Genomic DNA, 17,530 nt, shown 5'->3' with positions numbered 1-17,530 from the left:
CGAACTGAACAAACAGAAAGAGGTTCATAACTCTGATTTAGAACAAGTACAAAGGTATTGTGTAAAACGGATTGATTTTTCTGGAAGCTGAATTGTTGCTCCTTTCTTGTTTATACTGAAACAAGAAAAACCTCTAAGAAGTTTGATTATAGTTCTTTTTCTGCGATTGCAGTGGCTACAGCAAATGTATTACAATGACTTAGTGATATATGTATCCGAATGCCGGCTTGTTTTATGGCAGTGATTTTCGAAAGTTCCTCCAGTACAGGGGCCCCATCACCGTCATTTTGCACTGAGATGTCAAGCCATGCAATTGTGGCATCATATTTCATGACAGCTTTATAGACTGCTTCTTTAATCGCAAATCGTGCAGCATATCTTCTGTATTTATCGGCTTTGCTCGAACAGAATTCAATTTCGGTTTTGGTGTAAATTTTATTTAGAAACCGGTCTCCAAATTTTTCGATGGATTTTCGAATCCTGTCGATCTCTATGATATCCACTCCTGTTCCTACTATCATTTCTGACCCTCCCCTCGTGCCAGACCCACTCCCCTTCTGTCGGAGGCTCCGGAAACCTCCCCGGTTTTGTTATCAATAGATATGGCTTCAATGAGTCCAAGTTGCGGTATATCCTTCACTTTGTAGCCTTTTTTCTCAAAAATATCGCGGGTTTCGGTGGAAAAGACATCTTCTTCAATTGAAACCACATCAGGGTACCACTGATGGTGAATACGGGGCAGATCAACTGCGTTCCTGATATCGTTGCCAAAATCAACCACATTGAGAATAACCTGAAGGACAGAGGTAATAATCGTCGAACCACCCGGGGAACCGACGATCAAGACAGGAGTATTCTCCTTAAGTAAAATTGTAGGGGTCATCGATGACAGCATCCTTTTGCCCGGTTTGATGGAATTCGCGTCGCTTCCCAGCAGACCAAACTGGTTCGGAACCCCAGGTTTTGCAGAAAAATCATCCATTTCATTATTCAGGAAAAAACCGGTACCGTCTATAACAAGTTTTGAACCGTATCCTGAATTGATGGTGGTTGTAACACTGACCGCATTCCCCCACCGGTCCAGGACTGAGTAGTGAGTGGTTTCCATGCTTTCTTTCGGGGTTTCGAGTCCCGGTTTTACCTCTTCCGAGGGAGTTGCAACGGATTTGATCTGCGAGAAAAGCTTTTTGGCATACTCCTTGCTGATCAAATCTTTCACAGGTACTTTAAAAAAATCGGGATCGCCCAGATATTCAGATCTGTCAGCGTAGACCCTGCGCATTGCCTCAACAAGGTAATGAACATATTCAGGTGAAGAATGACCTAACGATTTTAAATCGATATTTTCAAGAATATTCAACAATTGGATAAGAGCAACTCCGCCCGAGCTCGGAGGAGGCATTGATATCACCTTATATCCCCTGTAGCTACCTGTAACAGGCTTGCGAACGACAGTTTCGTAGTTCAACAGATCATCAGAGGTAATTAAACCTGATTCTCTTTTCATGTGGGCTACGATCCGGTCTGCTAAAGGACCCGTGTAAAATCCATTTTTTCCTTCTCTTAGAATCAGTTCAAGTGTTTCGGCGAGATCTTTCTGAATAAACAGTTCGCCCGGTTCGAATGGGAGACCATTTTTTGTAAAGATTGCAGAAGTTGACGGGAATTTATTGAAAACTTTGTTGTACTTTTTGAATGAGGCAGCGGTAGGCTTGGGTAATTTAAAGCCCTCCTTTGCAAGTCTGAGAGCGGGCGCAATAACCATCTCTCTGCTCATGGTCCCGTATTTTTCGAGGGCGGTGAGCAGTCCTGAAACACTTCCCGGAACACCGCCGGAGAGAATACCTTCCTGAGCCAGTGAGTCGATAAAATTCCCCTCTTTATCAAGATACATATCCCTGGTTGCCCCCGAAGGAGCTTTTTCCCGGTAATCCAGAGTAATTTCCTCTCCACTCTGAAGTCTGATAACCATGAATCCGCCACCGCCAATATTACCCGCTACGGGGTATGTTACCGCAAGTGCAAACCCAGTTGCAACCGCAGCATCGACTGCATTACCACCTTCCCTGAGAATCTGAATCCCAACTTCTGTGGCGATTGAGTCGGCCGAAACAACCATTCCCTCTTTAATTTGTGGAATTTGGGAGTAACCTGTAAAGCCATAAAAAAAGATAATTGAAAAAACTAAAATGGAAGAAATGTAATTCTTAGAAAAGATCGATTCTGGCTTTGACATTCAATCCCTCATTTTTCAGTTGTTTTTTCACTAATTGCAGAAGCTCTTTCGCGTCTTTAAGAGTAGCCCTTAAATCGTCGTAACTTTTTTCATCATAAAGAAGTTTCCCAAGATTGTTCTTCTGAGATGTTGTCTCATCAATAATGGAGTTCAGCTTCGAAACAAGTTTGTCTGATTGCGCCAGAAGATTGTTAAGATTTTTTATGCTGCTCGCAATAGAATCTTTATTCTCTTTTATGAAACCGGAAGCCGTCATTGTTAACGAGTCAGCATTCTGAGCAAGTCTTATTCCGTTTTTTACAAGAACATCAATTTGACCTCTTTGCTCCTGAAGGACTGATCTGAATTCAACCGCAAGTGCCACGAAATTTTTCAATCCTGTTTTTATGTCGCGTTTTATATCGTCATCCTTCAAATAAGCATTTATTGCACTTAGGGAAGTATCGATCTTCGTCATTATTTTAGGAATATCACCGCTCATATTTCCAACGAGATTCATTACTTCGGGAACATCAAATTGAAACTCACCTTTCTGCAAAAGTGCCAGATTCAGAGGTATCTTTTTGGAGCCCGGTTTTATTTCCACCTTCTTGCCCCCCATAAGATCGAGCATGGTAACATAAAACTTCGATCCTTCCGGCAACTGAACATCGTTGTCCAACGAAAGACCCACAATCACTGACGAATCCTGCACTACAATGGTTTCAACAAATCCTTTACGGACACCGTTAACCGTTACATTGTCGCCAATTTCAAGTCCCGATACATTTCCAAACAATACCTTAACCTTTTTGTCCTTGTCGACCACACTTAAATTCTTTGCCCATCCGATCACCCAAATAAGGACAAGGAGACCAATTATTACCGTTAAACCGACTTTTATTTCCATTTTATGCTGTTGATTCATCACTTCACCGTATCTTTTTCAAATTCGATTAAATTCCGTTTTTTTGTTGAAACTATATCATCGCTGAGTTTTTTTAGAAATTCCATTTCCGACCTGGAAAGTACACTGTCTTGTGAATAGGTAGCCAATTGCTCCAGAAACTTTTCCAGCCGTGTGAAGCTGATTGTTGCCGAAACGGAATCCGATTTGACCAAATTAATCAGGCTGTCGAGTTTTTGGACGATTACCAATTTTTCTTTCGAATCCTTTATTTTCTTAAACTCCGCCGGCAGTGATTCAAAAGCATTCGCCACCAGTGTTTCTTTCACTGGATTTATTATCCATTCCTGCCCTTTGGTCGAAATGATATAGATGATGGCACCCAAAAGGATAGTTCCAATAATCAAAGATTTAAGAAAACATCCTGGTTTCACTGCTGACGCCGTACTAAAATTTTGCGAAGTCTGTTTCTTTCAACTCCGGTAACCTTGAATTGGACGGGACCAATGAGTATTGAAAAACCGGCTTCAGGAATCTTTCCGGCACTTTCAAATATCAAACCACTTATAGTTTGAATATCCGGAGATATTTCACCGAATTCCACCTGCAACAATTCTTCAAGTTCGCCAATGGTCAGTTCCCCGCTTACTTCATAGAGATTGAGTCCGAGTTTTTTAATAGTCGGTTCCTCTTTATCGTATTCATCCCTTATATCACCGAGTATCTCTTCGAGAATATCTTCCAGAGTGATGAGACCCGATGTTCCACCATACTCATCAATGACGATTGCCATGTGAAGTTTTTTTTCCTGGAATTCCTGCATCAATTCGCTGATTAATTTTGTTTCAGGTACAAACATTACCGGACGCGCGAGTTTTGTGGGTGTAAAAGCCAATTTGTTTCTGATCATGGTGTTTTTAATCAGTGGTAACAAATCTTTTGCATAAAGAATCCCGGTTATCTTATCCAGATCATCCTTGTAAACCGGTATCCGGCTGTGACCTGCTTCGAGAATGAGTTTTGCCACTTCATCCAGGGAAGAATTTTGAGGAACTGCAACTATATCCACCCTGGGTCTCATTACCTGCTTAACGGAAACATTTATATAAGAGACAAGTCCCTTTATTATCTCATGTTCTTTTTCGGCAAGAGTACCGGCTTTGTGTCCTATATCTGCGAGTTGGGAGATATCATCCTGGTTGATAGCAAGCTTGGATTTATTTAACTTGAACCTTTGGAAGGCAAAATTAATAAACTCATTGATCAGTTCGGACGCAGGATAAAGTACAAGACTGACCCAGTATAAAGGTACCAGAGCAATTTTCAGAAAACCGATGGGATTATGGGTGGCGAATACTTTCGGTGTTATCTCGCCAAAAAGCAACACCAGTATAGTCACAGTTGCGATCTGAACAGTAAGAGCAGATTCGAGATCAACCGAGAATTTACCCGCAACTATAACAGTTATTGCAACCGCAAGGATGGAAGCAAGAGTATTGACCAGGTTATTCCCCAAGAGAATGGTAACCAGCAGTCGCTTTGGGTTTTCCACTAAAAACAGTGCATATCGCAACAAGAGGGGGTTCTTGTGGAATCCCCTCTTTAATAACGATTTATCAGTTCCGAATAAGGCTACCTCTGATCCACTGAACAGTGCTGACACGATAAAGCAACCAAGCAAGCCCAGGAGAAGAATCAGCTCGGTTGGCACAAAGGTTCTCGTATTTGACTAAAAAGGAAGATCATCGTCAACTTTTTTACCTGCCTCAGGTTCAGACGCTCCTGTGTTTTCAGATTTTTGACCACCACCGTATGCTTCGAATGGTGAACTGCCATCATCCTGTTTTTTATCTACAAACTGAACTTTTTCAGCCACAATTTCGTACACCTTTGCCGGTGTATTATCCTGTTTTGTGTATTCTCTGATCTGGATTCTTCCTTCAACAAAGACACGGACTCCCTTTCGCAGACCTTCGAGAACTTTATCATTAAGATTGAAAGCCACAACATTGTGCCATGTTGATTCATTAATCCAGTTGCTGTCTTTTCCTTTTGTACTTCTACTCGTCGCCATGGTGAACGAGGATATGGTCAGACTGTTATCATTCGAAAATCTTGTTTCAACATCTCTCCCGAGATTGCCGACAAGCATTACCTTGTTTAGTGATAGTGCCACAATTCCTCCATTTAAAAGATTAAATTAATTACAATACTAAAATTAAAATAAAAAAGCGAATAACCAAAAGGTTATTCGCTTTCCAAATAATCTGACTAATAAGCTTATTTATTCAGGATCAATTTGATGTTTTTAACATTGTTACCTTGTGACAACTGAGCAAAGTAAACACCTGAGTTCAGGTTTGCTGCGTTGAAATTAACAGTGTAAACAGTTCCTTTTTCAACTGACTGACTGAAGAGATTTGCAACTTCTTCACCTGTAACGCTGAAGATTTTCAATGTTGCCAAACCTGATTCAGAAACGGTAAAGTTGATGCTGGTTGAAGGGTTGAACGGGTTTGGATAGTTCTGGAATAATTCAAATCCGGTAATCATGTTCGATTCAACTTCGATTGTGTTCGAGAAAGCGGAAGTTCCGTCAAAATCGATTTGTTTCAATCTGTAATAAACTTTACCTGAAACAGCGAAATCATCTGTGAAATTATAGCTGGAAGTTTCGGTTGTTGTACCTTTTCCGGTTACATATCCTACATTACTGAAGTTCTGATTGTCAAGACTTCTCTGAACTTCAAAACCTTTGTTGTTGGTTTCTGAAGCAGTTTCCCATACGAGATTTACTTTTCCATTCTGAGCAGTGGCAGAGAATGTGGTAAATTCTACAGGTACTACATTGAGCATCCAGCTTGTTGAAACAAGAATATTGTCAACGGTGTATCTTTGAGCTGCATTATATTGTCTAAGAGCAACAGCACCCGGTGATATATCGCCACCGGTTGTACTTTTTGGTCCTGCAGTTGGAACTGCCGGTTCTACAGTAAAGTTATCGCCTGGTTTGAAAACATAAAGACTTACTGAATCGTCAGCAGCAGCTTCAACTTTGTATTTAACGACTACAAGATAAGTACTGTCGATAAAATAACTTCCTGTCGAGAAAACTGTGTCAGCATTGCCTGAAAAACTGATGCCGAGTCTAAAATTGGCTCCTTCGGGTTTTGCCCATACTCTTGCTCTGAAATCGAATGTATTAAAAGGATTACGACCAAGATGGAAGAAATAACCGGTTATCGGTGCAGCGGTGACTTTGAGAAGAAATGAAGCATATACAGTTCCGGCACTAACCGAATCAAAAGTTTTATTGATATCCTGACCTGTGTTGTTAACCAATGCAGCGTTGCCGCCGGTTACAAAATAGCCGGGGAATTCCAACCCTGGGGCACCAATAAGAATATTGTTGGTAAGGAAACCGCTATGACCGGTCCATCCGTGAGCGGAAACTGAATCACCGACCGGATAGTTGAAATTTTCATTGATTAATTGCGAAAAAGCAGAAGTCGCGGAGAATAGAAACAGAACAAGAATTATTGAAAGTGACTTTTTAGTCATTGGATCCTCGAGTTGTTAAATAAAAAAAAATCGTTGCTAAATTTAGTAAAACTTCTTGATACTACGATTACTAAAGTGTTAAGAATCTTTACTTGAAAAGAAAAGGGCTGCCCTTTTCAAGACAGCCCGAATTTCAGAAGAATTTACTTAAGAAGGGTTAACTTTTTGGTAACAACAGAATTACCTTGGGTCAGTCTGTAGAAATAAATTCCCGAAGGAAGATTCCCGGCATCAAATTTAGCATTGTAAACCTGACCTGCTTTTGCTGTTTCGTTGAACAGTGTGGAAACAAGTTCGCCATTGATGGAATAAACATTCAGACTTGCAATTCCTTCCGAAGCTACAGTAAAGGAAATTGAAGTGGAAGGATTGAAAGGATTTGGATAGTTCTGGTTCAATGCGAAAACTGCCGGAACTGAAGATGATTCAACGCTTACAACACTGCTGTAAGCGAAAGTGCCATCGAAATCCAACTGTTTCAGTCTGTAGTAAACTACCGCTGCACCGGCATTATTGTCTGTGAAGCTGTATTTACCAAATTCAGTGGTTGTTCCTCTACCGGCTACAAAACCGATCTCTGAGAAACTTGTTCCATCGAAGCTCTTTTCAACTGAAAAACCTTTATTATTAAGCTCGGAAGCGGTCATCCAGTCAAGAACTACAACATTATCAATCGCTTTAGCCGAGAAGGAAACCAACTCGACAGGGAGAGCGAAAGCGCCTGTGTAGTAGGGACCACCGGGAAGTGATGCAAAGTTAGGATTGAAAGCAACATTACCACCGGTGATATTGCCGGGAAGTGAGAGATCAGAGAAATAGGCTGTGTTTGAAACAATAAAAGCAGCCATCTGAATGGTTCCTGAAAATCCGAGGTTGTTTAATTCGGTTTTTGGAATTCTTATTTCAAGACCGCGACCTCTGTCGTAAGCCGAATCGAGAGCGAATGTAATTGCATTTGCTGCGAAGATTCCGGGAGCTGCAGGACCTTGAGCCGCCGAACCTGATTTATAGGTATAGCCAATATAACCACCGGTTTTAACTCCGTTGAAGTATTTGGCTGCATCAAGATAAGAAACGGAATCGTTTCCACCACCGTTGATAACAAAAGCCATGTCAACCTCGAAGCCCATCTTGAAGTTAGGGTTCGTAGCATCACCAAAGAGATGTCCACCGTTAGGAACAGCACCCAGTGATGAGCCGGCGGGAATACCAGTGATATCACTGAAATTTAAGAAAACTGCAATACCATTTGAGTTTGTTTTGTCAAGTTTGCCTTGAACCGCAATGTAAACATAGTTGGAATCATAGGCATATCCCATGGTTTTTAATTCCATGTTAGGACCAAAACCTGAATTCTGATTCTGTTTTGATGCAACGAAGGTATAGGGTTCGTTGAATCTTCCATTCATGAAGAACGGGAAATCAACTGTGTATTTAGCAATACCATTGTTGGTTCCCAAAACATAAATTTCCACTTTACCATTCGGGCGAACATAGCATGTAAAATCTCCGGTACCGTTCACATTTGCATTTGTACCAAGAGGTGTTGTAATCGCATATGTCCTTGCCATGTTTGGATCATCGCCAACTGCCACGATTCTTACATTCTCATTTCCACCACCATACTGGAAGGTAGCAATATAGAAAAGTCCGTTTACTTCAAAACCTCTGACAGTAGTTGAACCTGTCCCGATAACACCACCCGGGATACTGCCCATTGGTTGACCTGCCATAGTGTAGGCAACTACATTTTTTCCGGAACTGTTGGTAATGATTCCTTCAATTGCTCCCTGATTATTCATAATCGGGTAAACTGAAGCAGCGCCTCCGAAACTTGAAGCAGGCAACTGTACTGAATCCTGGAGTTGGAAGGTTGCTCCATTATCCGTGGTTTTGGCAATAAACACCATGTTGCGGGTTGCGTCAGCGAAAAGTATTTTGGTAGTGTTGTCAGCATTTTTACCAACCAGCGTGAAGTTATCACCCATCCTTGTACCGGCAACCGGTGCAGTATATGAAAAAGCCACAGCAGGCACTGCGGTGGCATTATCCCAGCGATAAACCTTGAATGCGCTTGCGTTCGAGGTAGCAAGGTTGCAACCATAAACTTTACCATCATCCGTTGATGCTTCTGCATCATTAAGAATGAAAGTACCACCGGCAACACCTGTCATATCGTAGTTTGCCACATCAGCACCGTTGGTTGGGTTGATGGATTTCAGTACAACGCCACCATTTCTGACGACAACATACATTAAATTATTAACAGAGGAATATGCCATTCCTCTCTCAGTATTTGATAAACCAAACCATGATGGCATGTTTGCATTACCACTGATTAAAGCCCAGTTAGTCGTAATCTGGGCATTATTCTGCCCGACAAAAAATATAAGTATGGATACAACAAGTAAAAGCTTGCGCATACCAGCCTCCCGAAGATTGTGAATATATTGAACTAAATCTCAATTGTTAAAATGAAGGCATCGGAAAATTCTTTTGTCGCGCGCAATTTTGTCCTGATCTCCTCTGCCTCTGCCCGAGTTTCACGCGGTTTTAACCTGACCACATAAAGTGAAGTTCTCTTATCGAAACTTACAAAAATTTCCTCACTTAATTTATTTTTAATTGATCCCCGAAACTTTTTTGCTTTTTCGAATGTGCTGTAGGCACCAATCTGAATAATATAAAGGAAGGATTTTGGCACTTCCACCTTTGAATCTACAGAAGGGGTGTTATCAACAGATTTGATTGTATCAAGTTGATTAGAGGTTACTGCCGATTCTTCTTTTTTATTTTCATCTGAAACCGAGGAACATGATGATGCAAACAACGCGACCAAAAATAGAAGGGCGTACATTTGGATCATTTTTGTGTTGGAAAATAAAAGTTTCACTGCCAAAATCCTTTACTTGTTTAATTAGAACAATATGTGTTTAAACATATCCGAAGAATAATTTGGAACGACATTTCCACTTGGCTGCTGTTTAAAAACAAGACTGCCCGGAATTGTTGCTACATTTATCGCCGGTATTTTTGCATTGTACTTCGCATTTATTGCCTGAATGAATTCATTTGCTACCAAAGCATGTGCCTGGCTGGTTGGATGAACTCCATCAAGACTGAAAAGATTTCCTGTAACAAATACAGGTGTAAACTTCACTCCATCAACTACATAACCACCACTGGTTACATAAGCAAGAGCAATTTTACCAAGAAGTGCCGCAACATCCACATGTACAAAACCTCTGGCTTCAGCAGCAGTTTTTATTACATTATTGAACTGAGCAATTACGGTTTTGACTCCAACAATCTCTGCTGAATCAAGAATGTAGCGGTTTCCGATAGGATTTGCTTTGCTCAAACCTTTTCCGGCAGCAAGTTCAGCCGAAGCAGTAAGAGTAAGGAGGTTTTTGCTGAGAGAAAGTGGAATTGTATCTCCGGTTCCCCTGACACCCCAAACGGCGGTAACTCCCTGTTGCTGAAGCTGTCCACCCACAGTAGTGAAGTATGCAGCTACAGTTACATCAAGGATGTTTCCTACTGCCACAGGGCAGCCGAGAGTCTTTAAACTATCCATTGCCTGGTTGAACAGGGCTGTGAAAGTTGGTACAGGAGTGTAAGGAACAACACCACCGGAGGCGGCGTGGCCAAGGATGTCATTTGATCCGAGCCAGAAGGTTACAAAAGTAGGCTGCTGAGCCTTAGTCTGTTGCCACTGTGTGGTTTTGGCACCACCCTGGTTTCTGAGTACGATGTTAAACATCGGATTCGGTGAACCACCAAAAACTGCAGAGAAACAACTCAAGGAGTCGTAAGCATTCAGGAAGTCGTAAATCAATGCTCCGGGAACACCAAGATTATTATATGGTTTGGCGTAGGTTGCATTTAAGAGTGGACCACTGTTCGGATTTACATAAGATACGAATGGAGTGATCGACTGTACTTCAAGTCTGCCTCTCGTACCCGGTTCACCAATATTCGGGAAGGCAAATGAGGTCCCGGCCTGGTCAGCGATCAGTTTAGCATACGAATACTTCTGAGCTGATTCATAAAGTGAACCCGATTGATATCCTGCTGTAAGGCTGTTACCTATTGCAACATACCGGGCGAAGCTTGCTGTGCCCGTTGCCGGTGCAGCAGGAGCTGTAAGGTCTGATCTGTCCTGACATCCTGTAAACAGTACTACTGTTGAAACCAGAACCAGGAATAAACTAAGAATCTTTTTCATTATCTAACTCCTTCAGATTAAAATTTATAATTAAATGTTAATGAAAAGAGGTTTGCATAGGAATTGTAGGTACCATTCATAGGAGTGAAACCGGCAGTACCGGTGGCACTTATTTTTGAATTAGTGATTGTTCTTTCCTGAAACCTTAGGAATAGATAAGCAAGATCAAGGCTCAAATTGTTTGTAAGAGCGTAACCGATACCGCCTGAGAAACCAAGTCTGTTTGCATCAGGAAGTGTGGGATCGAGATACTCATCTTTTACAGGATTTCTGTCATAGAGGAAACCTGCACGAAGAGCGAGAGCTGAAGAATACTTGTACTCGAGTCCAAGTCTGGCTATCCATGTATCTTCAAACAATCTTTCCGATGAAGTAAGTACCTTGCCATCAGACTTGTAAGTTACTGTCAGATAATCATAACTTGACCACATGACATACTGAAAATCAGCGGTAACAACGAAATTAGGCATAAACTTGTAAGCCACACCCGCGATAACCTGCGCAGGGGTTGTAAGCTCTGCTGCGATTGGTGCATTCGGTAATGATGCTGAAAGCTGTGCGGGTCCTGTAGTTACAACATCACCTTCAAAGCCGTACTTAACCTGGCTTCTGTATGTTGCTCCAATGGAGAAATCCAAGGTTGGTTTCCACATGGCACCAATTATAAATCCAAATGCCGCCATGTCTTTTCCTTTGAGATCTACATGTGCTTCGGCATCAAATGGAGCGAGTTTCTGCTGTTTTGTGATCTCTACATTAGCAAAATTGTATTGAAAACCTGCCGAAAGGCTGAGGTTATCAAGCAATTTATATGCAGCTACCGCGTTAAAGCTGAAAACCTGTACTTCTGTCACAACTGCAGCAAATCTGCCCGGCCAGTTGTTATCCCAGGTGGTACCGAGACCGAATGGATTATTGGCACCAAAACCAAGAACCAGTTTATCATTCACCTGATATGAAAAATAGAGATGACTTGGTGTAAACACCTTGTTCACCATCTTTGATTCCTGTATCGAAGGTGATGGTCCTCTAAATGCGCCGGTCGGAGCGATAAGAGCTGTACCTGCCGACACATTGATGCCATTCATGAAAGCCAATCCTGCGGGATTAAAATAAAACGCTGAGAGATCGTTTGCTAAACCGGCAAACGCACCACCCATCGCCATCGCCTTGGCTCCGTGTTCATTTAACTGAAAGCCACCAGCGATTACATTTCCTCCAATTATTAGAGAAAACAGAAAAGAGAATAAATATTTTTTCACAGTACCTCCGGAATAAAATAATTATTGATTAACCTATTAAAAATAACTTTGCTCCTTTCTCGACAGCAGAGCGTTCAGAGACATAAATCTCTTTAATAATTCCACTGAAGGGGGATTTGATATCATTCTCCATCTTCATTGCTTCGAGGATCATGATAGACTCACCTTGAGCAACCTCATCCCCGGCATTCTTCTTAAGCTTAAGAACCATCCCGGGCATAGGTGATTTGATCAATGAGTGGTGATTTTTCTGTTTTACATTGGAGAGAACCTGACGGGCTTTCTGTTCCAGGTTTGTCCTTATTTCGGTTTCGAAATATCTGCCTTCAATAAGTATCAGAAGGCTGTTTTTTTCTCCTGATACTCTATTTACTCTAAAAACTTTATTGTTCAAACGAAGCAAATAATAATTATCGTTGATTTCCTCGAGACGATAATCGTATTGTTTGTTGTCGATCACAATGGTACCCGGTCCCGTAAACCGGACAGACTTTTCTTTCTTGTTTACATCAACAAAATAGTCAGGCATTATTCTTCGTTGTACCAATTGTTATCGTGGAATACCTCATTTATTCGGACATTGTTTGAACTGTTGCGTGCTTCATCGCGAAGGATAGAGACAAGTGCGACTGCAGCATCCTCAAGGTCGTCGCACAGACTTTCCTTCCATTTCCCGGGGACTAAAGGAAAAAACTCCTTATCAAGTAAATTTATGGAATATTTTCCACTTAAAAAAGAATCGTTATTCAATAACCACAATAAAACAGACAAATTGGTCTGAACACCGGTAATTGAATAGGAAGCGAGGGCAATTTTCATTCTTTCGATCGCTGAATGACGGTCAGAGCCGTGAACAATAACCTTGCTCAACATCGGGTCGTAAAACATCGAAACCTCTGAACCTGCCTCTATCCCCTCGTCAACTCTTACTCCCGGTCCTGTCGGCAGCCTGTGAAAAGTAATTCTACCTGTTGAAGGAAGGAAATTATTATCGGGGTCTTCGGCATATACCCTGCACTCGATTGCGTGGCCTGCAATTTTCAGGTCTTTTTGAGTAAATGACAATTTCTCGCCTGCAGCTATTCTAATCTGCTCCTTCACTAGATCGAGACCGGAAATCAGTTCTGTCACCGGGTGTTCCACCTGCAAGCGGGTATTCATCTCAAGGAAGTAGAAATTCTTCTTCTCATCCATCAAAAATTCGATTGTTCCGGCGTTGTAGTAGTCACACGCACGGGCTGCATTTATAGCTGTCTCTGTAATTTTTTTTCGAGTGACGCTGTCCATTACAGGAGAAGGAGATTCTTCAATTATCTTTTGATGCCTTCTTTGTACCGAACATTCCCGTTCGAATACATGGACATAATTACCGAACTTGTCACCCAGAATCTGGACTTCGATATGTTTCGGATTTTCTATAAATTTTTCAATATAAACCGTGCTGTCACCAAACCCCGAAAGAGCTTCTCTCTTGGCTGAATAGAAGGCTTCCTCCATTTCAGAGTCAGAATAAACTTTTTTCATCCCTTTACCTCCCCCTCCAGCAGAGGCTTTGATCAGAATGGGATAGCCAATTTTGGAAGCAAAAGCCTTTGCTTCTTCAATCGATTCGAGCGGGTCGACAGTTCCGGGAACGAATGGTACATTATGTTTTTGCATAATTTGTCTTGCCCCGGTTTTACTGCCCATCATTTCCACCGATTTTGCTGAAGGACCAATAAATGAGATCCCTGCATTTTCAACAGCCTCGATAAAATGTGCTCGCTCCGAGAGAAATCCATAACCGGGATGGATGGCGTCCGCACCGGAAATTCTGGCGACTTCGAGTATTTTGTTGATATCAAGATAGGACTCTGCTGCGGTTGTTCCACCCAAGGAATATGATTCATCAGCGTATTTAACATGCAAAGCGTTCATGTCTGCATCTGAATATACAGCTACAGTGGCGATTCCCAATTCCTTTGCACTGCGAATAATTCTAAGTGCGATTTCACCACGATTAACTATAAGTATCTTTTTGAAATACACTTGTTACTCCGTAAATTCAACAATGGTTATGCCTTCACCCCCTGCATCGACAGAGGCAAAGTGAAAATTCTTTACTTTTGGATTTATTTTAATTATATCATGAACCGCTTTTTTAAGAGCTCCGGTACCTTTGCCGTGAATTATCTCGACGCTGCCAAGGTTTGCAAGATAGGCATCTATCAAGAATCTTTCAACCCTGTTTTCAATGTCGACGGGTCTCTCCCCTCTTATATCAAGTCTGTAACTGACATCAGATCTGATTTCAACATGTGAGCTTTTTCTTTTTTCTTTTCTCAGGTCTTTTTTCGAAACCTTTACACATTCGTCAACATTGAATGAGATTTTAAGCGGACCGGTTGAGATAACTACATGTTTTTTGTCCGGAGTAATTTCAATTACTTCACCCGTGGTCTCTGAATCTTTGATTTTGACAACATCGCCAATTTCTATCGGTGAAGCATCAATTTCAACTGTTTCCGTCTCCCCAGTTTTGATTTTGGAAAGCTTCCCTTTTAATTCCGAGATTGTACTAATAGCTTTGGAAGTGGTCTGTTTAGTTGCCTGTGATTCCCTGATATTTTTTATCACTTTTTGAATCTCTTTATTCGATTCTTCGATGAAAACGGCTGCCTTTTCTTTTGCATCCTTTAAGATTTTATTTTTTTCTTTATCGAGTTCACGAACTTTTTTTTCATACAGGTTAGCCAGTCCGGTAAGCCTTGTGTTTTCCTTTTCATAATGGGAGAGTTTCTTCATCAATTCCTGCTCCCGTTGCTCCACTTCGAGCAGGATTTTTTCCAGGCCTGCATTCACATCCTGAACAAATCCGGTAGACCGTTCAATAAATGATTTTTCAAAGCCAAGCCTGAGTAAAATCTCAAAAGCATAACTCGAACCGGGAATTCCCTGTCTGAACAGGTAAGTTGGTTTTAATTCATCTGTATCAAAACTCATGGAGGCATTGTTAAATCCCTCGAACTCTGACGCGAGTGCTTTGAGTGCGGAGAGATGAGTCGTTGAGAAAACGAGACTTCCCTTTTCGCTCAATTCCAGTAATATTGAGCGGGAGATGGCAGCACCGGAGTCGGGATCTGTACCTGTTCCAATCTCATCAATAAGAACCAATGTGGATTCGTCAGCGATTTCAAGAATATGCTTGATATTGGAAAGATGCGAACTGAATGTGCTTAAATCATCGTCGATTGATTGAGAATCACCAATATCGACTAGAATTTTGTCGAAAATATGGAGATTTGTATCGGGCCCGGCAGGTATATGAATGCCCGATTGAGCCATCAGCACGAGAAGTCCAATACTCTTTATAAGAACAGTTTTTCCGCCTGCATTAGGACCTGTGATAATTACAGAGTTGCCCGGTTTAATCCTCAAATTAAATGGAACGGTTCCTTTAATTCCATGTTTTTGAATCAATAACGGATGCCTGCCACCGTAAACAGATATTTCTTCATCTATGTTAAATGATGGAAAAGCTCCCATAACCTCAATAGAATAATTGGCTCTCGCAAAAATTGAATCGAGCCGGGTAACCGTCTCAAATGCAAGAAGAAGTTCATCGGAACTGTTTCTGATCCTGACGGTTACTTCTTTTAATATCCGCTCAATTTCCCGTTTTTCTGCAAAATTTAGAGATACAATTTCATTATTGAGATTAAGTGTCTCTTCCGGTTCGATGTACACTGTCTGACCTGTGGAAGATTCGGAGTGTATAATACCTTTAAGTTGCCTTTTATACTCAACTTTTACAGGAACCACAAGTCTGCCGTCACGAAGAGTGAGATAATTTTCTCTTGTTATTTCTTTTTCGGTCAGATCTTTTACAATTTTGCTGACATACCTTCTTAACTCGTCTGAACGGTCCCGAATCTCTCTTCTGATCGACTGAAGGCTTTTACTTGCTGTATCCTTTACTTCACCCGAAGGGTCAAATATGGAGGAGATATATCTCTCAAATAATTTATCCTCAAAAAGAAATGTGGCAAATTCGGAAAGAAGCGGGGCAATGTCCCGGTTTTGGGAAAGAAAACTCTTTAAGTTTACAGAGCAGATGGCGAGTTCAAAGATGTTAAAAACTGACTTGGCTGATAGTACTGCACCTTCAACCCTTGACAATTGGATATCCCGTTGAATATCGTCTAAAGAATTGATTGGCGGATACCCGCGTTGATTTATGAGTTCTTTCGCTTCTGTTACATATTTCCCCTCAAGGAGTATTTCAGTCTCTGCTAATAGGGGTTGAAGACTGTTTACTATCTCTTTTCCCTTCTGAGTGTAGCAGTATTTGGAGATGTAATTCAGAACTTTGGGGAATTCAAGTTTATCAGAGTAGAACATTTATTTCCGGATAAGGAGGTTGTTTACTATGCTGCTTTTCTTTTTTGTGTTCCCCTTCTCATCGGGAATAATTGTGTCAATTATTCCGGGTAGCACACTTTTCACACTTGCATAGAAAAAAGACTTTTTCCCCGTTTCCTCAGATGGAAACGAAAGTTTGGAAGCGAAGAAAAAGATAGCGCTTAAAAAAATTATTATCTGTATTACACCGGTCAGTCCACCAACTATTTTATTTATCAGATGATTGACCTTGTCGTGAATTTTGGTGGCTTTTACAATAATCGCCGTTAAAATTTGAAAGAAGATAAAAATTGTAACTCCTCCAATTATGCCTGCGGAACCGTCAGCAACCCCAAGTACACTCTTATACACATTTCCGGCTGCTCCTGCAAATTTAATCGCAAGAAATATCCCGAGAAAAAATCCGATCACATCGAAAATTTTCTTTATAAAGCCCTCTTTATAACCGAGATAAAAAGAGGCTGCGCTCAATAGAATTACAATTATATCAATCCAATTCAATCATTATCCACGCAAGAATTCTTCGACTGCTTTTTTGATTAAAGAACCATCAGCCTTACCTTTTAGTTCTTTCATAACTGCAGACATGAGTTTACTGAATTCACCGCCTTTTGCGATGGAATTGGCTTCGGCAATTTCTTTAACCTTGTTATTGATATCATCCTGAGTCAGTTGAGCAGGAAGAAACTCCATAATGATTTTTAATTCACTCTCCTCTTTTTCACAGAGTTCCGGACGATTTGCCGAACGATAGATGTCGGCAGCTTCTTTCCTTTTTTTTGCCAAAGAGTTAAGGATGTTTAATTCTTCTGCTTCGTTATTCAATTCACCTTTGCCGCTTTTTTCATACTCAAGAATCACGGCTCTTATTGATCTGACGGTTTCGAGGCGAAGTTTGTCGCCGCTCTTCATTGCCGATTTTAATTCTTCATTAATTTTTTCTTTTAAATTCATCT

General features: G+C 41.1%; 16 protein-coding genes. All 16 read right to left on the bottom strand.

The window, feature by feature from the left end; all coding sequences use genetic code 11:
• Positions 1-146 precede the first annotated feature (146 nt).
• Positions 147-521: a holo-ACP synthase gene (gene acpS, locus J0L60_08510; GenBank protein MBN8546160.1), complete on the bottom strand. Its 375-nt coding sequence runs from the start codon at positions 519-521 to the stop codon at positions 147-149.
• On the bottom strand, positions 518-2,236 hold the full coding sequence (gene ggt, locus J0L60_08505) for a gamma-glutamyltransferase (GenBank protein MBN8546159.1): 1,719 nt from the start codon (positions 2,234-2,236) through the stop codon (positions 518-520). Before ggt ends, acpS begins: the two co-directional genes overlap by 4 nt.
• Complete coding sequence (locus J0L60_08500; protein ID MBN8546158.1) at positions 2,208-3,143, bottom strand: MCE family protein; 936 nt, start codon at positions 3,141-3,143, stop codon at positions 2,208-2,210. Before J0L60_08500 ends, ggt begins: the two co-directional genes overlap by 29 nt.
• On the bottom strand, positions 3,143-3,529 hold the full coding sequence (locus tag J0L60_08495) for a hypothetical protein (protein MBN8546157.1): 387 nt from the start codon (positions 3,527-3,529) through the stop codon (positions 3,143-3,145). The genes J0L60_08500 and J0L60_08495 overlap by 1 nt, the downstream gene beginning before the upstream one ends.
• A gap of 23 nt (positions 3,530-3,552) precedes the next feature.
• Positions 3,553-4,833, bottom strand: a complete 1,281-nt coding sequence (locus J0L60_08490) for an HlyC/CorC family transporter (GenBank protein MBN8546156.1) — start codon at positions 4,831-4,833, stop codon at positions 3,553-3,555.
• Positions 4,834-4,851: 18 nt separating this feature from the next.
• Entirely contained in the window at positions 4,852-5,298 is a 447-nt protein-coding gene (gene ssb, locus J0L60_08485) for a single-stranded DNA-binding protein (protein ID MBN8546155.1), read from the bottom strand.
• 104 nt (positions 5,299-5,402) lie between these two features.
• Positions 5,403-6,683, bottom strand: coding sequence for a T9SS type A sorting domain-containing protein (locus J0L60_08480; protein ID MBN8546154.1), 1,281 nt, complete (start codon positions 6,681-6,683; stop codon positions 5,403-5,405).
• A gap of 143 nt (positions 6,684-6,826) precedes the next feature.
• A complete protein-coding gene (locus tag J0L60_08475; protein ID MBN8546153.1) occupies positions 6,827-9,106 on the bottom strand; it encodes a T9SS type A sorting domain-containing protein in 2,280 nt (759 codons plus the stop codon).
• A gap of 32 nt (positions 9,107-9,138) precedes the next feature.
• On the bottom strand, positions 9,139-9,576 hold the full coding sequence (locus J0L60_08470; protein ID MBN8546152.1) for an SPOR domain-containing protein: 438 nt from the start codon (positions 9,574-9,576) through the stop codon (positions 9,139-9,141).
• 24 nt (positions 9,577-9,600) lie between these two features.
• Positions 9,601-10,911: a hypothetical protein gene (locus J0L60_08465; protein ID MBN8546151.1), complete on the bottom strand. Its 1,311-nt coding sequence runs from the start codon at positions 10,909-10,911 to the stop codon at positions 9,601-9,603.
• A 17-nt stretch (positions 10,912-10,928) separates the two neighbouring features.
• Positions 10,929-12,173 carry an outer membrane protein transport protein gene (locus J0L60_08460; protein ID MBN8546150.1) on the bottom strand — a complete coding sequence of 415 codons (1,245 nt, stop codon included), beginning with the start codon at positions 12,171-12,173 and terminating at the stop codon, positions 10,929-10,931.
• A 28-nt stretch (positions 12,174-12,201) separates the two neighbouring features.
• Complete coding sequence (locus J0L60_08455) at positions 12,202-12,702, bottom strand: acetyl-CoA carboxylase biotin carboxyl carrier protein subunit (GenBank protein ID MBN8546149.1); 501 nt, start codon at positions 12,700-12,702, stop codon at positions 12,202-12,204.
• Complete coding sequence (locus J0L60_08450) at positions 12,702-14,201, bottom strand: acetyl-CoA carboxylase biotin carboxylase subunit (GenBank protein ID MBN8546148.1); 1,500 nt, start codon at positions 14,199-14,201, stop codon at positions 12,702-12,704. The genes J0L60_08455 and J0L60_08450 overlap by 1 nt, the downstream gene beginning before the upstream one ends.
• A gap of 3 nt (positions 14,202-14,204) precedes the next feature.
• Complete coding sequence (locus J0L60_08445) at positions 14,205-16,553, bottom strand: endonuclease MutS2 (protein MBN8546147.1); 2,349 nt, start codon at positions 16,551-16,553, stop codon at positions 14,205-14,207.
• Complete coding sequence (locus tag J0L60_08440) at positions 16,554-17,075, bottom strand: CvpA family protein (protein MBN8546146.1); 522 nt, start codon at positions 17,073-17,075, stop codon at positions 16,554-16,556.
• A 3-nt stretch (positions 17,076-17,078) separates the two neighbouring features.
• Positions 17,079-17,528 carry a GatB/YqeY domain-containing protein gene (locus J0L60_08435; GenBank protein MBN8546145.1) on the bottom strand — a complete coding sequence of 150 codons (450 nt, stop codon included), beginning with the start codon at positions 17,526-17,528 and terminating at the stop codon, positions 17,079-17,081.
• Positions 17,529-17,530: the final 2 nt, after the last annotated feature.

The sequence above is a fragment of the Ignavibacteria bacterium genome (assembly GCA_017302895.1).
Classification (GTDB): domain Bacteria; phylum Bacteroidota; class Ignavibacteria; order Ignavibacteriales; family Ignavibacteriaceae; genus UTCHB3.
The sequence above is the reverse complement of the archived record's forward strand: the minus strand, read 5'-3'. Positions and strand labels throughout refer to the sequence as shown.